At 37.4% G+C, this 20,021-nt stretch carries 16 protein-coding genes and 1 tRNA gene; 7 read left to right on the top strand and 10 right to left on the bottom strand.

Annotated elements, in window-relative coordinates; all coding sequences use genetic code 11:
• Window positions 1–171 precede the first annotated feature (171 nt).
• Entirely contained in the window at window positions 172–810 is a 639-nt protein-coding gene (gene nfuA / locus OSH00_RS02475) for a Fe-S biogenesis protein NfuA (RefSeq protein ID WP_266129088.1), read from the top strand.
• A gap of 302 nt (window positions 811–1,112) precedes the next feature.
• Entirely contained in the window at window positions 1,113–3,146 is a 2,034-nt protein-coding gene (locus tag OSH00_RS02470; RefSeq protein ID WP_266129087.1) for a ligand-gated channel protein, read from the top strand.
• Window positions 3,147–3,178: 32 nt separating this feature from the next.
• Here OSH00_RS02470 and OSH00_RS02465 read toward each other — a convergent pair whose 3' ends face one another.
• Both OSH00_RS02465 and OSH00_RS02460 read right to left on the bottom strand, forming a co-directional pair.
• The gene (locus OSH00_RS02465) at window positions 3,179–4,189 is read right to left on the bottom strand and encodes a hypothetical protein (protein ID WP_266129086.1); all 1,011 of its coding nucleotides are present in this window, start codon (window positions 4,187–4,189) and stop codon (window positions 3,179–3,181) included.
• Window positions 4,186–5,235, bottom strand: a complete 1,050-nt coding sequence (locus OSH00_RS02460) for an alpha/beta fold hydrolase (protein ID WP_266129085.1) — start codon at window positions 5,233–5,235, stop codon at window positions 4,186–4,188. Before OSH00_RS02460 ends, OSH00_RS02465 begins: the two co-directional genes overlap by 4 nt.
• Window positions 5,236–5,558: 323 nt before the next feature.
• Between OSH00_RS02460 and OSH00_RS02455 the strand changes: the two genes are divergently transcribed.
• Window positions 5,559–6,173, top strand: a complete 615-nt coding sequence (locus OSH00_RS02455) for a carbonic anhydrase (RefSeq protein ID WP_004828139.1) — start codon at window positions 5,559–5,561, stop codon at window positions 6,171–6,173.
• A gap of 67 nt (window positions 6,174–6,240) precedes the next feature.
• On the opposite strand, the gene OSH00_RS02450 is transcribed toward OSH00_RS02455, so the two are convergent.
• From OSH00_RS02450 to OSH00_RS02440, 3 genes are all read right to left on the bottom strand, one after another.
• The gene (locus OSH00_RS02450; protein ID WP_266129084.1) at window positions 6,241–7,596 is read right to left on the bottom strand and encodes an OmpP1/FadL family transporter; all 1,356 of its coding nucleotides are present in this window, start codon (window positions 7,594–7,596) and stop codon (window positions 6,241–6,243) included.
• A 417-nt stretch (window positions 7,597–8,013) separates the two neighbouring features.
• A tRNA-Arg gene (locus OSH00_RS02445) sits at window positions 8,014–8,086 on the bottom strand.
• A gap of 72 nt (window positions 8,087–8,158) precedes the next feature.
• Window positions 8,159–9,529 carry an amino acid permease gene (locus OSH00_RS02440; RefSeq protein ID WP_266129083.1) on the bottom strand — a complete coding sequence of 457 codons (1,371 nt, stop codon included), beginning with the start codon at window positions 9,527–9,529 and terminating at the stop codon, window positions 8,159–8,161.
• A 319-nt stretch (window positions 9,530–9,848) separates the two neighbouring features.
• Between OSH00_RS02440 and prpF the strand changes: the two genes are divergently transcribed.
• From prpF to OSH00_RS02425, 3 genes are all read left to right on the top strand, one after another.
• On the top strand, window positions 9,849–11,036 hold the full coding sequence (gene prpF, locus OSH00_RS02435) for a 2-methylaconitate cis-trans isomerase PrpF (protein WP_266129082.1): 1,188 nt from the start codon (window positions 9,849–9,851) through the stop codon (window positions 11,034–11,036).
• Window positions 11,037–11,290: 254 nt separating this feature from the next.
• Window positions 11,291–12,253: a sensor domain-containing diguanylate cyclase gene (locus tag OSH00_RS02430; protein WP_266129081.1), complete on the top strand. Its 963-nt coding sequence runs from the start codon at window positions 11,291–11,293 to the stop codon at window positions 12,251–12,253.
• Between the two features lie 152 nt (window positions 12,254–12,405).
• Window positions 12,406–13,317 carry a polyprenyl synthetase family protein gene (locus OSH00_RS02425; RefSeq protein WP_266129080.1) on the top strand — a complete coding sequence of 304 codons (912 nt, stop codon included), beginning with the start codon at window positions 12,406–12,408 and terminating at the stop codon, window positions 13,315–13,317.
• Window positions 13,318–13,435: 118 nt separating this feature from the next.
• Here OSH00_RS02425 and putP read toward each other — a convergent pair whose 3' ends face one another.
• The 5 genes from putP to OSH00_RS02400 form a co-directional block, all read right to left on the bottom strand.
• The gene (gene putP / locus OSH00_RS02420; RefSeq protein WP_266129079.1) at window positions 13,436–14,932 is read right to left on the bottom strand and encodes a sodium/proline symporter PutP; all 1,497 of its coding nucleotides are present in this window, start codon (window positions 14,930–14,932) and stop codon (window positions 13,436–13,438) included.
• A 183-nt stretch (window positions 14,933–15,115) separates the two neighbouring features.
• On the bottom strand, window positions 15,116–15,970 hold the full coding sequence (locus OSH00_RS02415) for an SPFH domain-containing protein (protein ID WP_004828156.1): 855 nt from the start codon (window positions 15,968–15,970) through the stop codon (window positions 15,116–15,118).
• A 23-nt stretch (window positions 15,971–15,993) separates the two neighbouring features.
• On the bottom strand, window positions 15,994–16,458 hold the full coding sequence (locus OSH00_RS02410) for an NfeD family protein (protein WP_196074380.1): 465 nt from the start codon (window positions 16,456–16,458) through the stop codon (window positions 15,994–15,996).
• Window positions 16,459–16,594: 136 nt separating this feature from the next.
• The gene (locus tag OSH00_RS02405) at window positions 16,595–17,512 is read right to left on the bottom strand and encodes a patatin-like phospholipase family protein (protein WP_196074379.1); all 918 of its coding nucleotides are present in this window, start codon (window positions 17,510–17,512) and stop codon (window positions 16,595–16,597) included.
• Window positions 17,513–17,572: 60 nt separating this feature from the next.
• Window positions 17,573–18,199 (bottom strand): 1-acyl-sn-glycerol-3-phosphate acyltransferase, encoded by a 627-nt coding sequence (locus tag OSH00_RS02400; protein WP_266129078.1) that lies wholly within the window; start codon window positions 18,197–18,199, stop codon window positions 17,573–17,575.
• Window positions 18,200–18,384: 185 nt separating this feature from the next.
• Between OSH00_RS02400 and OSH00_RS02395 the strand changes: the two genes are divergently transcribed.
• Window positions 18,385–19,635, top strand: a complete 1,251-nt coding sequence (locus OSH00_RS02395; protein WP_266129077.1) for an MFS transporter — start codon at window positions 18,385–18,387, stop codon at window positions 19,633–19,635.
• Window positions 19,636–20,021: the final 386 nt, after the last annotated feature.

Below are 20,021 nucleotides of genomic sequence, written 5' to 3'. Positions count from 1 at the left end.
GAGCGATAGTGGAGCTCTTTGTTTGATGTGAATGAGGGTAATTTTTGTTTAGAATTTTGAATATCTTATCTTTTTACATCTTTTTAATTTAATTCCGACAATTTTAGTTGATTTTTGGTCATTCAGCCTCATCTTCAGTTAAAATACCGACTTCAGCTTGAGGATAGAGTTATGTCGACTGAGAACACCAATACTGCGGTTGCAGAAGAAATTCCAAATTTATTGATTACTCCAAATGCGCAGGAGTATTTAAAAGAGCTTTTGGATAAGCAGAATACTCCAGGAATTGGCGTTCGTGTATTTGTTGAAAATCCGGGTACTCCACGTGCTGAATGTTGTATGGCATATAGTGCACCTGATGAAGTCACTCCAACAGATTACAAACAGGATTATGCTGATTTTCCAGCATTTATTGATACGCCTTCTATTCCGTATCTTAAAGATGCTGTAATTGATTACAACAAAGATCGCTTTGGTGGTCAATTAACATTCCGTGCACCAAACTCTAAAGTGCCGCGTGTTGGACCAGATGCATCTATTGAAGAAAGAATTACCTATATTCTTCAAGCCGATATTAACCCAGGGCTAGCAGGGCATGGTGGTAACTGTGCTTTGGTTGAGGTTGTCGAAGATGAAGAGCATGGTCTGACAGCAGTATTAAAATTCGGTGGTGGCTGCCAAGGTTGTTCAGCAATTGATGTCACACTGAAACAAGGTGTTGAAACCACGTTAAAGCAACACATTCCTGAATTAGGCCGTGTGGTCGATCAAACTGATCACAGTCAAACTGAAGGTGCTTATTTCAAATAATTAGCCTTATCAATAGAATGAATTGATTCAAAAATAATTTTAAAACCTCCGAAAAATTTCGGAGGTTTTTTTATGGAAAATTTATTTCTGATTCAATCTTTTTTAATTTTAACAACCTTAAATGAAACTTAAAAAATTAGGAAAATCTTAAAAATAAGCGTAAAAATGTATAATAAATAATCAAACAAATAACAAAAATGAGAATAATTATTAATATTGTTTATAATGCTATGGTATTTTTATTACACAGTGTATCTCAATCTCCATTTTTTGTTCTTTGCTTAGCCTCTTTGGAATACCTTATGTCGACTCACCGTATCATCCAATCTGCGTTATCTCTCTCCATTGTTACCGTTATGATGGGCACTGCATATGCAGCAAATTCACAAGTAACTGCAAACAAAGCAGAAAATCAGTCAACAGAAGCGACAAAACTAGACACAATAGTTGTGACTGCAAGTGGTTTTGAACAAGAAGTAAAACAAGCTGCTGCATCTATCTCAGTCTTAAGTCAGGAAGATATCAATAAAAAAGCATATCGAGATATCACAGATGCATTGAAAGATGTGCCAGGCGTTGTGGTCACAGGTGGGGGAAGTTCAAGTGATATTAGTATTCGTGGGATGGGAAGTGCTTATACGGTTATCCTGATTGATGGTAAAAAAGTAAATACGCGTTCAGTTCGACCGAATAGTGATAACTCAGGTATTGAGCAAGGATGGATGCCGAGTATTGAAAGTATTGAACGCATTGAAGTTATTCGTGGTCCGATGTCGGGTTTATACGGTTCTGATGCGATGGGGGGTGTCATCAACATTATTACCAAAAAGGTTGCAGATACATGGACCAGCTCAGTTAAATTAGACACAACGCTTCAAGAAAATAGGGATTCTGGGGATATTCATCAGGCAAACCTATATGTTTCTGGACCTTTGATCCGTAATTTATTGGGATTGAAAGCCAATGGAACATTCTCACAACGCAATGAAGATGAAATTATTGGTGGATATAATAAACAACGTATACGTGCAGGTGGTGCAACACTGAGTTTGACACCAAACGCTGAACATACTATTGATTTAGAGTATCAACGATCTATCCAAAATCGTGATCAGACTGTCGGTAAAACCATTGCCAATGTGCCAGGACGAAATGGCAAGCTTCCGACTGATTCATATACGGATTATTACCGCACCGAATATAGTTTGACTCATCGTGGTGAAATTGGTGATTTAAAAACCCATTCTTATATTCAGCGTGAAGAAAATGATAATCCTTCACGTAGCATGGAAGCCATCAATACAACCTTTAATACCTTGAACCAAATCAATTTGGGTTCTCATGCTTTGAGTTTTGGGGGAAGTTATTTAAAAGAAGAGCTTGAAGATTTTGGAAACCAATTGAGTGTGGGGGGAACAAAATTAACAAACTTAGACCGTTATAGTTGGGCACTGTTCGCTGAGGATGCATGGAATATTGTAGATCCATTCACTGTCACTGCATCATTACGCTATGATAAAGATGAAAAATTCGGTGATCATTTCAGCCCGAAAGTATATGGTGTATGGACACTGAATGATAACTGGATTATCAAAGGTGGTGTATCTACCGGCTATAAAACACCAGCATTACGTGCCACCGTTGCAGGATGGGGGCAAGCAACAGGTGGTGGTCAGTCGAATGGTATGATTGTGGGCAACCCAGACTTAAAACCAGAAACCAGTGTAAACTATGAAGCATCAATCAATTGGGACAATAATGATAATTTGGATGCAGGCTTCACTGTATTCAGTAGTGAATTTAAAGATAAAATTACCGAAATCCGTACTTGCCAAGGTGACTCTGGAAGTATGAATTGTCCTTGGCTGGGGCAAAATTTTGACTTTGTCAGTCAACGGATAAATGTTGATAAAGCAAATATGCAAGGTATTGAGGCAACTTTTGCTTGGACAATCACCCCGGATGTTCGATGGACAACGAACTATACCTTTACAGATACTGAACAGAAGAGTGGGGCATTTAAAGGTAAACCATTAAATGAAATGCCTAAACATATGTTCAATACCACTATAGATTGGCAAACTAATGATCAAGTCGGGATGTGGAGTCGCTTAAACGTCAGAAGTAAAACATCTGACTATTTAAGCCGTACATCGATGAGTAACGGTAAACCTGCTTATGCAATGGTAGATGTCGGATTAAACTATAAACCTTCGAATGTATTGCAGTTCAATGCAGGAATTTATAATTTATTTGATAAAACGATCGATACTGCAACTTATAATTATGTTTTGGATGGTCGCCGTTACAATCTAGGTTTAATTTATAAATTCTAATATCTCATGAGATTGAGTGAGAAAAAGGCGCTTTAAGCGCCTTTTTCTAATTTTAAAATATTTAAAGTCTCATCCGAATAGTAGAACTGCTCTAAATAGATCCGTGCACGATTTTTTAAATGCGTTGATGAAATCATCTTCTGGATCACTGGATCGAGTAAAGCCTGTAATTCATGTTGAATCAATGCCTCATTGATATTGATGTCTGACAAAATTAAATCAAAGGAACGCTCTTGGTTTCGAACATACCACGTCAATATGCCATCATGAACTTGTTTCTTTAGATAGTCAGTTTGGCGAATATGTTCCCAAATCTCATGTCCCATACCGACTGTTTTGGTTAAGTCATTAACCTCTACATACTGACGAAGTACACCAATCGGAATTTTTTTAATCTTATGCCATAGATTGGCTTGAAAATGATAAAGCTTGTTGTCATCAAACTGTTGATTAATCACTTGTTCACTGAGCTGGCTGATTTTGATGATATTTTTTTGCAAATAATGCTTAACAGTATCATCTAAATTCGTATCCGTGACAGACTCTAAGACGGATTTACCCATCTTCATAAAACGCCCAACACCTGGAACTTTTTTATTCATGACTGAATTATCAATATAGTCTTGAATAGAATGGTGAATCAACTGAGTCAACATACTCGAAAACGCGGGGTTGTTCACAATACGTTTAATCAAAGCTTGGCGATGACCTGATTTGCTCGCAACATATTGGGCGATTTTATCAATCGTAGTAACAGGGATAATATCTTCAATCAAGGTTTCGTCATTGCTTGGATGAATCAAAGCAAACCGTATATGTTCAGCAATCTGTTCAATCAGGAAATCACTCGCCGCTGTTGCTAAAACCTGCTTATATAATAAGTCATTGATCTGTGAAAATGACCAAATTTCTTTTAAAGGCTGTTTTCTAAACCAGTGATAAAACGCAGTAAATTCATCTTTAATAGTTTCAGGCTGAGAAAAAGTCTGATCTAAAAACACCAACTGAGCGTCGATTAATTGTTCAATGAGCGGATGTTTCATTTTTTGAACTCGATTTGTGTATGTTTAGGCTCAGACAATGGATTTTGCAGGGGCTGTACTCTATTTAAAAAACTTAAATAGTGGTCTGCAACCCGTTCTGGCGCTTCTAATAATGGCATATGACCAACACGAGGTAAAAGCACAGGTGTTTCAGGTCGTTTTAGCACGGATTTTAATTCATTGGCAACATCAGCATTGACAATCTGATCTTGCTGCCCCCATAAAATTAATGTGGGTGCTTCAATGTTTTTTAACATGGTGGTGAATGTTGTAGGGGTGTATAGTCGATTGAGAGCATCAATTTGATTGATGATTTTTGCTGTATCTTGTGATTTAGCGATAAATAATTTTTCTTGTTCCTCCTTAATGACACTGGCTGTAAATGGAGGATTGAACATAACTTTTTTCATAACAAAATCCAGATCACCTTTCTGGGTGATGAGCAACTGCTTCAGATAGATTGGATTTTTTAAGTAATTGGTATTGATTGATTTAAAAATACCCCCAGTACTCATCAGAAATAAACTTTTGGTATCAAAAGGATATTGAGATGCGTAAAACATGGCGATTGTTCCACCCAATGAATGACCTGCAATATTCAGGTTATCTTGAATGTGTGCAGCTTCAATAAAGCGTCGAAGTTGTTCCGTGACATTGGGTACAGATAAATCAAAATTTGCTGGAACCTGTGTACTACCTGCAGAGGGTAAATCAGGGATAACCACATGATAGAAAGGGGTTAATGAGCGTGCAATGTCGTTCCACGTATCTCGGCTACTGGCAAGACCATGAATCAATAAAACAGTCGGTTTATCTTTTGGACCACCTTCACTGTAAGACCATACCACATCACCCACACGTAATGTTTTAGAACTTAGCCCTGCCCAAGCACGTTCTTCTTGTACGATTTTTAAATAGTCGACATATTCGGGGGTATTGGAAGCTGCATAAGTCTGGCTTGCCAAAAGAATGCTACTGATTGCTGTCAAACTTAATAACATGTTATTCAAAAAATGAAGAATTTTCTTTAGGGGCAGATCAGACATGCATAGAGTTCCTAACAAAAGACTTGGCATTATATAAAGTAAAAATATTATTCATGATCATAATTTTTTCAGCATTTGCTCTGAAAGTAATATTTGTCATTTTTTTGCCAACAGAGTAGATAAGAAATGAGCAAATTAAATAACTATTTTGTAATGTATTTAAATAATTTAAGTAAAATTGTGAATTATATCTATATATTTTTATGATTTTAAGAAGAGTCTCAACAATAACAAAAATTGTAACAGAGTTTATTTTTAGTCAGTGACATTCAAATTTTACAGCATTAAAATAGTCCAAATCTCCGCACAATGGAACATAGGATATGCTCACTGCTCAAGAAGCTTTAGAACGATTAAAACAAGGTAATGAACGTTTTGCACATGGTGAAACCAATCTGACTAAATTTTTGACGCATCAGCAACGATCTGAAATGGTGGACAGTCAGGAACCTTTTGCCATTATTCTGGGTTGTTCAGACTCACGTGTTCCAGCAGAAATGGTATTTGACCAAGGATTTGGTGATTTATTTGTGATTCGCGTGGCAGGAAATATCGTTGCACCTTCACAAGTCGGTAGTGTTGAGTTTGCCGCAGATAGCTTTGGTTGTCCTTTAGTTGTGGTTTTGGGACATAGTCATTGTGGTGCGATACATTCCACCATTGAGGCGCTCAAAAATCCAAATACGCCGCCATCTGCAAATCTCATGTCAATTGTCAATCGTGTACGTCCGTCCGTTGAGATTCTGATGCAGACAGAATTAAAAGATGATTTAGAAAAATTATCTATGCATGCTGTGAAATCAAATGTTTTTGCCTCTGTAAATCAATTACGTCATGGTTCAGCAGTTTTAGAGAGTTTAATTGCGCAAGGTAAACTGAAAGTTGTCGGTGCTGAATATTCTTTAGAAACAGGTGAAGTTTCGTTTTATGATTTTTAATCATAGTGTTTTATAGATGACATAAAAAATCCCACACTAGGTGGGATTTTTTATGTCTATAGATTGCTTAGAATCTATAACCCATTTTTAAACCATAAGCGATTGCATTGTTGTCTTTAAATTCAGCAACGTAATCATTACCACCAGCTTGAGCACCAGTCTGCGCTTTAGCATCGCCTAACCAGAAATATTTCACACCGCCAGCAATAAATGTTGATGGAGTAGGGCTATATTGAACACCTAAACCAAGGTTCCAGTAACCTTCAGTTGGACCTAAAGTGGTAATCGGGTTACCAGCACCTGAGTCCCAACCAACGGATACATTTCCAGCCCATTGTTCATTCAGCTTACGACCAACACCAACTGTTGCAGAGAATTGATCTTTAGAATATTCAACAAGATTAAAACCATTTGGACGTGCATTGTTTGGATTTGCTAAACCTAATAATGGGCCAACTGCAGTTGAAACATTACCAAATTTGTAAGGACGAATAGAGAAGCTAGACCAATCTACCCAACGTAAATTCGCAAACGCGACAGTATTTTCCATGATCCCTGTTTGGAAATCTAAATTTACAGATTGTGGTGTCGTAATTTTAGTTTTCCCAGACTCTTTATTGGCAGCTAATGCTTTCATTAATGCTGGTGTCATTGCTGCACCAGTATTGCCTAAGCTTGCAAGTAAGCCTTGTAATTGTGATGCAGGCATTGCACCCAATGCATCAGCAATAGCAATAGTTTCTGTAGTATCTGCATCATGATCAATTTCAGAGCGATAAGTTACAGATGCTTTTAAAGCGATATCAGGAATCTGAAAAGCAGCGCCCGCTAACCAACCTGCACCACTTGTTTCTTTAATTTTTGCATCATAACCATTGTATAAGCTATATGCTTTACCGCGAAGACTTACATTGCCTTTAACTGTTTGGTAAACACCACCGCCATAGAAATTAAAGTTTTCATTGGGTTGGAAACCAAAAATCATTGAAATATTTTGGGTATCAACTTTAACTTTAGTGTTTCCAGTTACGCCACCAAGTTGAGTGGTAGTAATTGGCAAACCAGTCAATACTGGATCAGTTGGAGCTGCAACAAATTCATTGGTTCCATTGTAGGCAGCATCTGCACCAAATGGTTGATCATAGAGTAAACCAAATGAAAAATTATCTGTAAGCTGAAGCTTTAATGCAGCAGATGGGAAATAGTAATCATCGCCCATATCATTAATGTTGCGTCCACCCATTGCTGCAGTTTCTTTTCCTTCAACAGTTGGGTCTAGTACAGAAATTCCTGCTTCAAAATAATTGCCTGGCTGTAAAAAAGCAGAAATAGATTGACCTGAACGATCTAAGGCTGCGGCAAAAACGCCAGTTGCTGGCAAAGTTGCAACAATCAATGCGACCGATAGATTTTTTAATTTCATTTTAATTTTTCCCTAATATAATAAAATGAATACTTTGAAGTACTTAAGTTTTGAGTGAGAAATAATTTTGATACCTAAATAACAACTCAAAGTTACTCCTAGTTACAAAATAACATATAAAAAATAAGAGTAAATACTCTAAGGCGCTAATTCTTGAAAAAAAAATGAACTATAAAGTTTAATTTATAAACAATAAAACTGAGTTAAATTAAAAAATATTTATTTTTCAGTTGCATATATGAACTTTTATCTTAATTTTTGTAAATTTTTGATATTTTATATATGACTTATTTGTGTGAAATTTAAGCAATAAAATAAAGTGAGATTTGGTTAAAATTCATTTTATATAAATAGAATTAGACGAAGATAATGCTCATTTTTATGTAGAATGTCATATTTTATGTTGAAAATTAAAAGTGCGCCCTGCGGGACTCGAACCCACGTCGGTCGCTTAGGAGGCAACTGCTCTATCCAGTTAAGCTAAGGGCGCGACAAGCGAATAATTTACCGTATATATCTATGAAAAAAAAGCTATTATCGTGATAATAGCTTTGTATTCGATCTATTTTTCTTCGGGTTTTATTTCATTTGGATTCAAGATATCAAATAAAATTAACATCAACGTGATCCATACTGGAATCATCAATACCGATTCTTTAAAGCCTTGATCCCACATGATATATAAAACTACACCAATAAAGATAATCACCACAAAGTTACTGATCGGCGCCCATAACGCAGGGTATTTACTGGTTTGGTTGGTCAAGCGAAGAGCACGCTTAAATTTCAAATGGGTGAGTGTAATCATCAGCCAGTTGAGTACTAAAGCACCAACAACTACATACATCAAGTGACTTAAAGCATCTTCTGGTAAGTAATAATTTAATGGCACACAACCCAAAATCAAAAACGCAGAAAGCAATACTGCTGGAATAGGTACACCATGTTTATTGGTTTTTGTAAAGATTTTAGGTGCATTTCCTTGTTTGGCTAAACCATAAAGCATACGGCTATTGGCATACATACCACTGTTATATACAGAAAGTGCTGCGGTCAAGATAATGAAATTTACCAAATGAGCTGCCCAGGCGATCCCAATCATACTGAAGACCATCACGAAAGGACTTTTATCTAAACCACCAAAATTTAACTGGTTCCAAGGCACCAAAGATAAGAGAATAATCATTGAACCCACATAAAAAATCAGAATACGTGGCACAACTTGATTGATTGCTTTAGGAATGGTTTTCTCTGGATCTTTTGCTTCGGCTGCAGCCATACCAACTAATTCGATTCCCCCAAAGCCAAACATGAGGAAAGCCAACATGAAGAATAAGCCTTCAAATCCATTAGGGAAGAAACCACCATGTGACCACAGATTTGAAAATGCGATCCCTGAAGTTGCATCTGCTGTGAGCACTAGATAAATACCAAAAACAATCATTGCAATAATTGCTGTGACTTTGACAATGGATAGCCAAAATTCTGATTCGCCGTAGAATTTAACATTTCCTAAGTTGATGAGAGTAATCAGAACAAAGAAAAATAATACCGAAATCCAATTGGGAATTTCAGGCCACCAATAGTTGATATATTTACCCACGGCCGTGAGTTCTGTCATTGCGACCAGAACATAAAGCATCCAGTAATTCCAGCCTGTCAAAAAACCTGGAAATTTCCCCCAGTATTTATTGGCAAAGTGGCTAAAAGAACCCGCAACAGGTTCATGAACAATCATTTCCCCCAGTTGACGCATAATTAAAAAAACGATCAAACCGCCAATTGCATAACCCAAAATAATGGATGGCCCAGCTTTTTCGATGACATGTGCTGAACCCAAAAACAGTCCTGTTCCAATAGCGCCACCCATGGCAATCAATTGAATATGACGATTTTTAAGTCCACGTTGTAATTGTGTAGACTCGTTGCTCAATGTATACAGCTCTATTTATACGGATTTAAATATTGTAATAGATTGGTTACTTTTAGCCTAGTATCGGATTGATTTATAAAGGAGAACTGTAAAGTCAAAAAACAATATATTTAAGTTTTCGTTTAATTTTCAATATAATAAGTTTTATTTTAGGTATTCGAATTTATATTTAAACTGGTGGATATTTATTCATTTTTCGATTTTTTATTTCATACTTAAGTCAATCAATCCGTGTTTTTTCAAAAAAAAAGGGTAATATAAAACTGAACAGTGATTCATTATTTTAGACAACAAAGATAATTGAAAGGAATGCGATAAAATGAGTTTTGCACCGCAAATCAAAATCCCAGCAACTTATATGCGTGGGGGGACCAGTAAAGGTGTGTTCTTTAAGTTAGAGGACCTGCCAGAACGTGCGCAATCAGCTGGACAGGCACGTGATCAATTATTACTTCGGGTGATCGGCAGTCCAGATCCTTATGGAAAGCAAATTGATGGTATGGGTGGTGCAACATCGAGTACCAGTAAAACGGTGATTTTGTCAAAGAGTAACCAGCCTGAGCATGATGTAGATTATCTTTTTGGGCAAGTTTCAATTGATAAAGCATTTGTAGATTGGAGTGGAAATTGCGGAAATTTGACTGCAGCAGTGGGTTCCTTTGCAATAAGTAATGGTTTGATTTCAGCGGATCGAATTCCAGAAAATGGGGTATGTACTGTTCGTATATGGCAGGTGAATATTCGCAAAACGATTATTGCACATGTTCCAATAATTCACGGTCAAGTCCAAGAAACGGGGAACTTTGAATTAGATGGCGTAACCTTTCCGGCAGCAGAGGTACAAATTGAATTTTTAGATCCTGCTGATGATGGTGAAGATGGTGGAGCAATGTTTCCCACAGGAAATGTGGTTGATACCTTGGAAGTCCCAGAAATAGGTACATTCCAAGCCACTTTAATCAATGCTGGAATTCCAACAATTTTCTTAAATGCTGAAGACATTGGTTATACAGGCACAGAATTACAGGATGATATTAATGCTGATGGTGCTGCTTTAGATCGTTTTGAAAAGATTCGTGCTTATGGTGCATTAAAAATGGGTTTAATTCAGGACGTTGCTGAAGCTGCAAATCGTCAACATACTCCGAAAGTAGCATTCGTGTCTAAACCTAAAAGTTATACTTCTTCAAGTGGTAAACAAGTGGCTCAATCAGATACAGATTTATTGGTGCGTGCGCTATCAATGGGTAAATTACATCATGCCATGATGGGAACCGCAGCAGTAGCAATTGGTACAGCTGCTGCGATTCCACAAACTTTGGTGAACTTGGCTGCTGGAGGCGGTGAGCGCGAAGCAGTACGCTTTGGTCATCCGTCAGGAACACTTCGAGTTGGGGCACAAGCTTTAAATGAAAATGGTCAATGGGTTGTAAAAAAAGCCATCATGAGTCGTAGTGCACGAGTGCTTATGGAAGGTTGGGTACGCATCCCTGCGGATAGTTTTTGATCTTTTAAAGACTTAAAGTTTTATCCATCAATTTCATCCATTTCGACAAAAAACCTTGCTTATGCAAGGTTTTGTTATTTTGTGACGTTTGTCGTCAATTGCATTATTTTTGAGTGGTGTATTGCATAATATTAATTATATTATATAGAAACTTATTTTATTGAATGCTTTTTCTACGTATTCAATCTTGTATTTAGAGGTGAATTCAACGCTGATTTCACTTTATTCAAAATAAATCAGCGCTGAGGTGGTGTATGGAACAAGAGCTTATAAAACTACAAGCGAGCCTTGAAAGTTTGAAGGTTTTTGAATATTTACAAGATATAGATAAATTGCATTTGGTTTCGTTTATCTCGCAGATTCCTTTACCGATTGCTTTGCTTGATCAAGAAGCACGCTTTTTAGGAGTGAATCAAAAGTTTGCGGATATTTATGAAAGTGATGCACTGTATTTGTTTGATAAATTGTTAAATACATTTTCCACAGTGGTGTTTGCCCATTTTAATGAAGCAATGCGTCATTTTGCAAAAAATCAAAATGATTTTGAACAAGAATTTTATGTTAAAGGAAAGTTCTATCTTTCTTATTTTAAAGCAATTCGTAACCAAGACAATGAAATTGAAAGGGTTGTTGTGGTTTGTTCTGATATCACACGATTAAAACGACGTGAAAATGTTTTATTAAATAACAATCGAAAGTTACACAATCACCTTTATCTAGATTTGGTAACAGGTTTACAAAATGCGTTTGCTTTTGATCATTATCTAAGTGAAAAATGGCAAAAGAATCAGCAAACAACGATTTCATTCATTAAAATTGATTTAGATGACTTTAAACGTTTTAACCAACTCAATAGTTATACCGCTGGAGATGATATTTTAATTCGATTGGGGGCTGTACTTAGCGATGCCATCAGCCAAACTGAAGGGCAGATTTTTCGTCTAAATTCAGCAAGTTTTGTGGTGGTGATCGAACAGCTCACTGAGTGGGCAGTCATGACTCTTGCTGAAAGATTTAGGTTTGCCATTACTGAAGAGAAAATCTTTTTTGGTAAAAATGATGAATATCTAACAGCTTCTATCGGGATTGTGCATTTAGAACCAGATCATCAAACTCTGGAAGTTGATGTTAAAAAAGAGCTCGATTTCGCAGTGCGTTATGCAAAGAAAAAAGGAAAGAATTCGTTATTTTTATTTAAAAATTTAGGTTTGGATTAAATAGAGCTGAGCTCTGTATTTCTTTTAGGTATGCCAATAAATGGGTGAGAATTATAATCACTCATAGTAGAATGTCTCTGACTCATCCAATATATCCATTTCTTTAAAACTTGATTTTTTAGTTTTAAAAATTTGTGCAAAACGAGGCAGATGTGACTTCAATTCCCCATGTAAATGCAGAAATTTTACAACAGGCACAAGTGCAAATTCAGCAAGATTTACAAACAGCATTAGATGCTTTTTCTTTGCCTGAACCATTAAAATCGGCTGTGCATCATACTGTGATGTTAGGGGGGAAAAGGGTTAGACCTGCTTTGAGTTATGCAACATCTCAATTAAAAGCAGATAATCCAAATTTTGCTGCAGTACGACGCGCTGCAGTAGCGATTGAATTTATACATTGTTATTCATTGGCACATGATGACTTACCTTGTATGGATAATGATTTATTGCGTCGTGGACAACCAACATGTCATGTCGCTTACGGTGAAGACACTGCGTTACTGGCAGGTGATATTTTGCAATCCATGGCATTCGAGGTTTTGGGGAGCCGGCTTTTTGATCAGGGACAAACAGTAGATCAAGCCATTATTCTCAAACAAATGCAGATTTTGGCGACTGCGAGCTCGAAAATGGTGTGTGGACAGGTTTTAGATTTACAGGCCGAAGGACAACATGTTGATCAGGAACATCTGGAAAATATTCACCGTAATAAGACAGGTGCACTCATTCAAGCAGCAATTATGATGGCTGCTGTGACCATTTTTTCAGGCACGGATCAGGCGATTCCGCAGCTGCGCCAGTATGGTCAAGCGATTGGTCTAGCATTTCAAGTGCAAGACGATATCTTAGATGTTATTTCTGATACTGAATCTTTAGGAAAAACTGCGGGTAAAGATGAGCAAGTAGATAAATCAACATATCCTGCTTTAATGGGGTTGGAAAATGCTCAAATTTATGCGCAACAATTACATGATCAAGCATTTAAAGCGCTTGCTTATTTTGGAGATGATGCCCAAGAGCTCAATCAGATCTCACAATTCCTTTTGGCTCGAAAAAGCTAACAGAGGTATTTAAAGAGCAAGATACGTCATATTACAGTTGTGATAATTCAGCGTATATAAAGCTTGTAAATCATTAAAATTCTCAAGACTCCCCCTTTATGAAAAGGGGGCAACGGGCTTAAACAGATTCTTTATAAATTGTATCGGCTTTTTCAAAACGTTCAATCATATCTGATGATGGTGCTTTGCTGATCAAACTGAATAGAAGAATAGTGATAAAAGAACAAATAAAGCCTGGGATAATTTCATAAAGACCTGTTGTTGCAAATACTGGAATATTTTTCCAAAGAATCACGACAACTGCACCCACAATCATACCAGCAAGAGCGCCAGACAAAGTCATTCGTTTCCAGAAAACAGAAAGAATAATCAATGGACCAAATGCAGCGCCGAAACCGGCCCATGCATAAGCCACTAAACCTAAAACCTTAGCTTCTGGATTACTTGCCAAGACAATTGCAAGAATCGCGATCAATAACACCATTAAACGCCCTACCCAAACCAATTCTTTTTGTGATGCCGTTTTACGGATAAATGCCTTATAAAAGTCTTCTGTTAAGGTACTTGAGCAAACCAGTAATTGGCAGCTTAGGGTACTCATGACAGCTGCCAGAATGGCTGCCAGAACGATACCTGCAATCCATGGATTAAATAAAATTTTGGTTAATTCCATAAATACGGTTTCAGGGTTTGCATTTACAACTGCCGTTAATTCAGGATGCGTTTGGAAGTAGGCAATTCCAAAGAAACCTGCAGCAACTGCACCGCCAAGGCAAAGTGTCATCCAGGTCATACCAATACGACGAGCGTTTGGGATTGATTTCACAGAATCTGCTGCCATAAAGCGAACCAGAATATGAGGTTGCCCAAAATAGCCTAAGCCCCATGCCAACAGCGAGATTACCGCAATACCACTCAAATCAGCAAATAAACTGTAGGCTTGAGGACGTGCTGCTTCTAAAGCTGCATTTACTGTACTCATATCACCCAAACTGAGTATGGTGACGATTGGAGTAAGCAGTAGTGCAAAAATCATCAATCCTGCTTGAATTGTATCTGTCCAGCTGACAGCTAGAAATCCACCAATAAATACGTAGCTAATCGTTGCAATTGCACTGATCCAAAGAGCAGTACTGTAAGTCATGTTGAACATGCTTTCGAATAAACGCGCACCTGCCACCATGCCAGAAGCACAGTAAATCGCAAAAAAGATCAGAATAATGACCGCAGATGCAACTCTTAAAATCTTTTTGTGATCATTAAAACGATTTGAAAAATAATCAGGTAGTGTAAGTGAGTTGTTTTGAATCTCGGTATGGACACGTAAGCGACCTGCAACCAATAACCAGTTTAACCAAGCACCCGTGACTAAACCAATTGCAATCCACATTTCAGATAGACCGGATAAATAAATTGCACCAGGTAAACCCATCAGCAACCAGCCGCTCATATCAGATGCACCTGCAGACAGCGCAGTAACAAAACTGCCTAAACGACGTCCACCTAGAATATAATCATCAAAACTGCTTGTGGCACGGTAAGCGACTAAGCCAATGATGACCATTGCAACTATATAAAATAGAAAGGTAATTAACGTGGGGTTTAGGGAGCTCATACGATATCCATATAACGTGGAAAAATTCAGATTCAAGGTGGAATCTAAAATAACGTGAAATTTAACCATAAATTACAAAAAAATGCTGATCATTTCTTAAACGTTAAAACAGAGCCCCAAATTTCTCAGTTAAAAAAATAGGTAACCTTGAGTTACCTATTTTGACTTCTTCGGGATGAAAACTTAATTGTTTCTGCCCATTACACCACGAATGGTATTCATGATGTCGGCTGGCAACACAACAGTTTTGGCATTATTAGATTTCGCCATATCTTGCATTGCTTTAACATATTGCTCGCCAAGTAGATAGGCAACTGGAACTTCTTTGTCTCCAACAGCAGAAGTTACCATTTCAATCGCACGTTGAGATGATTCAGCAAGAACGACTTGTGCTTCTGCATCACGACGAGATGCTTCTAAACGACCATCTGCCTCTAAAATGGCCGCTTGTTTTTCACCATCTGCTTTGGTCACTGTTGCTCGACGTTGACGCTCGGCAGCGGCTTGAGCTTCCATGGCAGCTTGCATGGTATGAGAAGGTTGAATATCCTGAATTTCTACAGTTTTGAGCGTAATTCCCCAATCTGAAATATCATCAGAAATTGCGGCTTTTAATTTTGCTTTGATGTGGTCTCGCGAAGACAAAGCATCATCCAAATCCATTTCACCAACGATCGAACGGAGTGAAGTTTGTACTAGATTTTGAATCGCCCATGTATAGTTCTCAATACCATAGACTGCTTTTTCAGGTGTAGTAAGGTTGATATAGGCAACTGCATTCATCACCAAAACAGCATTATCACGTGTGATCACTTCTTGCGACGGGATATCTAAAACGATATCTTTGGTTGTCACTTTATAAGCAACTTCATCAACATAAGGGATGACGAAGTTTAAGCCAGGGCTTAAAGTAGAATGATATTTACCTAAACGTTGTACAATCCATTTGTAACCTTGAGGGACAATACGTACCCCCTTAAAAATGGTTACAGCGACAAATACAAATAAGACTAAAACAACAATAGAACCAAAACCCATTTAATTTTCCTCTTTATTCTTCATTATTGAGATGATGAATGTAGCTGTACAACTAAATCATTACCTAATATATCTGTCACACGTACGCGGTCACCCACTTGTACAGGTGATAAGGTACGGCAGTTCCATTCATCAGAACCTAAAACGGGCATCGGAAAGCGAACGCGAATCTGATCATGACTGAGTCCAGTTTGAATGACCATACCGGTTTGTCCGATCGTTGCTTCACGTGGAAGCCCAGCTTTGGTTTTATCTATAGAAAGTGGTTTGACGAATTTAAACCAAGCGACAGTACAGATGATGGATAAGATAATCCAGCACACCACTTGTAAGGCAAAGCTCATACCTGGAAACAGCCAAAACAAAATACTGACCACAACTGCAGCGATACCAAACCACAAGGCAGCAAATGCAGGTAGAATAAGTTCAGATAAGATCAGCAATATGCCAAGTACAAACCAATGCCACGGTTCAAAAATAAAGTCCATAATCTACCCTAGTGATTATCATTGGTATAGATGACGAATCATCTCTACCAATGTAGCAGATCATTTTAATACTGCATATAAAAACGTGTTTATTCTTATATTCAATTAGGGTGAAGTGACGTAGTTCATGATCCTGTTAAAACTTTGCTCGTGGAGCAGGTTTTAAAGCAGCAGGGGATTTTTTAAAATTTGTGATCGCATTCTGAATCGCAATAATTTTACCTTGCGCAGCTTTTTCACCTTCTAAAATTGCCTGATTACTTGATTTAAGGTCAAGTGTCCCTAAATGCCCGACTTTAGGTTGTATCACAATATTGGCTTGAGCCAGTTCATTATTGATACTTTGTTGTCCCATAATATTGATGGTTTGATCTAATAATCCCCACATATTCATAGGTTGACTGCCACTTGGTCGAGCTGAAATATCAACAGCGATGACAATATCTGCCCCCATATCACGCGCAGTTTGTACTGGAATCGGGCTCACTAATCCTCCATCAACATATTTGGTATTTCCAATTGTTGCTGGCACAAATACATTGGGAATACTACAAGAAGCACGGACAGCCTGACCTGCATTACCTTTAATAAATTCTGCTTTCTTACCATTGTCTAAACGTGTTGCAACTGCTGCAAAACGAATCGGAAACTGTTCAATCGATTTATTGGCGACATTCCGATTAACATAATCTTGTAGTTTTTGGCCAAGCACAATACCTTGGCTATTTAAAGTTAAATCACGTAGATCGGATTCTTTTAATTGTTGGGCAATTTGTTGCATTTGATAAGGGGTTTTACCACTGGCATAGATGCTACCCACAAAGCTACCTGCGCTGGTACCTGTCACAATTTTGGGTTTAATTCCATGAGATTCTAGAACCTTGAGAACACCAATGTGGGCAAAACCTTTTGCACCACCGCCACCTAGTGCGATGGCAATCACAGGTTCACGAGCTTTAATTGCTGTGGTTTGGGTTGGAGTTTTTGCCGTCTTGTCACAGCCAACGAGGGCTAGACCCAATAAGCCTATAAAACCAAGTTGTTTAACACGCATGGGAATTACTTTTGATCAAAAATATATGCTGCACATCTGAACAGATTGCATCTTATTTTTCTAGCCATTTTTCCATAGTTTTTGTAAAGGAAGCGATAATAAATGCGGACGTTTAGGTGAAAAGTTTCCTTTAAAACGCGCTAAAATATCATCTAAATTTTTTTCATAGTCACCTGTAGGCTGTAATGTACCTAAACAGTGAATACGTTTCTTTTCATAATCTAATGAAAAGATAGCAATTGGAATATCCGCCCCCATGGCGATATGATAAAAACCGCTTTTAATCTTTTCTGCTCTTTTTCGGGTGCCCTCAGGTGCAATTGCAATCCAAATTTTTTCCTGTTGTTGAATCACTTTGATGATTTGTTGTGTCAGTCCATGTGGAGAGTCGCGATGCACGGGAATAACACCAATCCACTCAAAAAGTGATTTCAAAGGTGTTTTAAACAGGCTGTCTTTGCCGAAAATAGTAACTTTAACGCCAATTCCTAACATCGCAAGAAAAGCATATAAGCCATCATAGTTGGAGGTATGGGGGGCAATAAATACCACAGCTTTAGGTAAGTTGGGGAACTCACCTTCAAATCCCCAGCCTTGAACCAGATAAAGGTTTTTAAATATATTGCGGCTGGTGGTATTGCCACGTTGAGGCACTTGATCGGGTAGATCTGGAAAATTCTGTGACATCGTTTTTTATGTGACTGCTCTTGTAATGATATTAATTTTTTGCTTAATACAACATAGATATCCATCCATTGGATATCCGCAAAATGTAAATATTACAAAATTTGCAAATTAAAGCAATATATCAAATTTAAAGTATTCAATCATTACAGGTGAATAAATGTTGATTATTCTTGAGTCAAGTTAGCATGCCATATCATTATTTATTGTTATTCTCTTTATATTGGGCTCAAGGTTTACCAGTGGGATTTATGACCCATGCGTTGCCAGTGATCTTACGGGCTCAAGGTGTTTCATTGGCTCATATTGGTGGTTTCGGACTGTTGATGGCACCATGGGCAATTAAAATTTTATGGGCACCCTTGGTGGATCGTTATGGACACCATCACGCAGGGCATTATCGCAGTTGGATTATTCCCACACAGTTTTTAACCATTGCCATTCTGGTTATTTTATCTTTCTTACCTATTCAATCTTTAAATGAACCACGGTTTTTATTCCTGTTTTTTATTGCTTTGCTGTGTATGAATGGCATCGGTGCAACTCAAGATATTGCAACTGACGGTTTGGCAGTCAGTATACTAAAAGAAAAACAGCAACATTTCGGCAATATGTTTCAGGTCATTGGTTCCCGTCTAGGATTTATTGTGGGTGGGGGCGCGATTTTATGGGCAATGGATTGGCTCAGCTGGCAGACGACTTTTCTTGTTTTAGCCGCTATTGTTGCCGTCAATACACTCCCCATTTGGTTTTATCAGGAACCTAAACACCCACATATTGACCGCAGGCAGAGACCCGATCAAACAAACATGAGCCGCTTTGAATGGTTTAAAAATTATTTAAGCTATTTTTTTGAAAATAAGAAATTAACAGCGTGGTTTTTTGTCCTTTGCACAATCAAAATTACAGATGGATTTGCTGGTCCGATCACTAAACCATTATTGGTTGATTTGAAATTGAGCCTTTCTCAAATTGGTATTTACATTACAATGCTGGGCGCATTTTCTGCCTTATTCGGTGCTGGGTTGGCAGGATGGCTATTAAAGAAAATAAAACGTCATCAAGCCTTGTTGTTATTTTCTATCTTGAAATTACTCAGTTTAGCAGGTTTTGTTTGGTTGGCTGTCTTGTATGAGCAAGCTGTGCCTGTTGAGCCGTGGATAATTTATGTGATTAATGCTTTGGAAGACATGTTTGCTGCAATGCTATTGGTGGTGATTTTAACCTTAGTGATGCAGTATAGTCGAAGTGAATATGCGGGAACTGATTTCACTTTTCAAGTTTCAATCATGGCAACCATCAGTGGTGTCTTATATACACTAAGTGGAATGATTGGGGACCAACTTGGCTATCTAAAATTCTTAAGTTTTATTTTACTTATTGGGGTGATCTGTTTAATTCCTATTATATATTGGATAAGAAATATGTATAAAAAGTAATGATACTGAGAAAAAAAAGATTATTCATTATTAAGATATTGATTATTTTTTTGAATTTTCTTATTTTAAAACAGAATTTAAAAATTAACGTAGAGAATAGCATTTTATTTGTGATTTAAAGATCATTATTTTACATTACATTTAGATAGGACAAAAATTACTTTTTTGTCAGTTTTGAAAGTATGGGGATTAATTGCTGTATGATTTTTATTGGCTCATTCTTTTGACACCGAAGAATGAGCCAATTCAAATTGAATGGGCAGGATAGATTATCTATAGGTTATAAAATAATACGTAATAATCATTATTAATATTTATTCTGGTTTTAATTTCTCGAATAATGAGAAATTTTAAAGGATTAAAATTTGAGATTAATGCTGCTAGGT

This window comes from Acinetobacter nematophilus (assembly GCF_026344175.1).
GTDB classification, from domain to species: Bacteria; Pseudomonadota; Gammaproteobacteria; order Pseudomonadales; family Moraxellaceae; genus Acinetobacter; species Acinetobacter nematophilus.
This window is presented reverse-complemented; position numbering and strand designations above follow the sequence as displayed.

What these genes read in the sequence shown, in the direction of transcription:
- OSH00_RS02395 (WP_266129077.1), top strand. Translation starts at nt 18,385, where the DNA reads ATGCCATATCATTATTTATTGTTATTCTCTTTATATTGGGCTCAAGGT.
- OSH00_RS02450 (WP_266129084.1), bottom strand. Translation starts at nt 7,596, where the DNA reads ATGAAATTAAAAAATCTATCGGTCGCATTGATTGTTGCAACTTTGCCA.
- OSH00_RS02415 (WP_004828156.1), bottom strand. Translation starts at nt 15,970, where the DNA reads ATGGGTTTTGGTTCTATTGTTGTTTTAGTCTTATTTGTATTTGTCGCT.
- OSH00_RS02410 (WP_196074380.1), bottom strand. Translation starts at nt 16,458, where the DNA reads ATGGACTTTATTTTTGAACCGTGGCATTGGTTTGTACTTGGCATATTG.
- OSH00_RS02430 (WP_266129081.1), top strand. Translation starts at nt 11,291, where the DNA reads ATGGAACAAGAGCTTATAAAACTACAAGCGAGCCTTGAAAGTTTGAAG.
- OSH00_RS02400 (WP_266129078.1), bottom strand. Translation starts at nt 18,199, where the DNA reads ATGTCACAGAATTTTCCAGATCTACCCGATCAAGTGCCTCAACGTGGC.
- OSH00_RS02405 (WP_196074379.1), bottom strand. Translation starts at nt 17,512, where the DNA reads ATGCGTGTTAAACAACTTGGTTTTATAGGCTTATTGGGTCTAGCCCTC.
- OSH00_RS02470 (WP_266129087.1), top strand. Translation starts at nt 1,113, where the DNA reads ATGTCGACTCACCGTATCATCCAATCTGCGTTATCTCTCTCCATTGTT.
- nfuA (WP_266129088.1), top strand. Translation starts at nt 172, where the DNA reads ATGTCGACTGAGAACACCAATACTGCGGTTGCAGAAGAAATTCCAAAT.
- prpF (WP_266129082.1), top strand. Translation starts at nt 9,849, where the DNA reads ATGAGTTTTGCACCGCAAATCAAAATCCCAGCAACTTATATGCGTGGG.
- OSH00_RS02455 (WP_004828139.1), top strand. Translation starts at nt 5,559, where the DNA reads ATGCTCACTGCTCAAGAAGCTTTAGAACGATTAAAACAAGGTAATGAA.
- OSH00_RS02460 (WP_266129085.1), bottom strand. Translation starts at nt 5,235, where the DNA reads ATGTCTGATCTGCCCCTAAAGAAAATTCTTCATTTTTTGAATAACATG.
- OSH00_RS02465 (WP_266129086.1), bottom strand. Translation starts at nt 4,189, where the DNA reads ATGAAACATCCGCTCATTGAACAATTAATCGACGCTCAGTTGGTGTTT.
- putP (WP_266129079.1), bottom strand. Translation starts at nt 14,932, where the DNA reads ATGAGCTCCCTAAACCCCACGTTAATTACCTTTCTATTTTATATAGTT.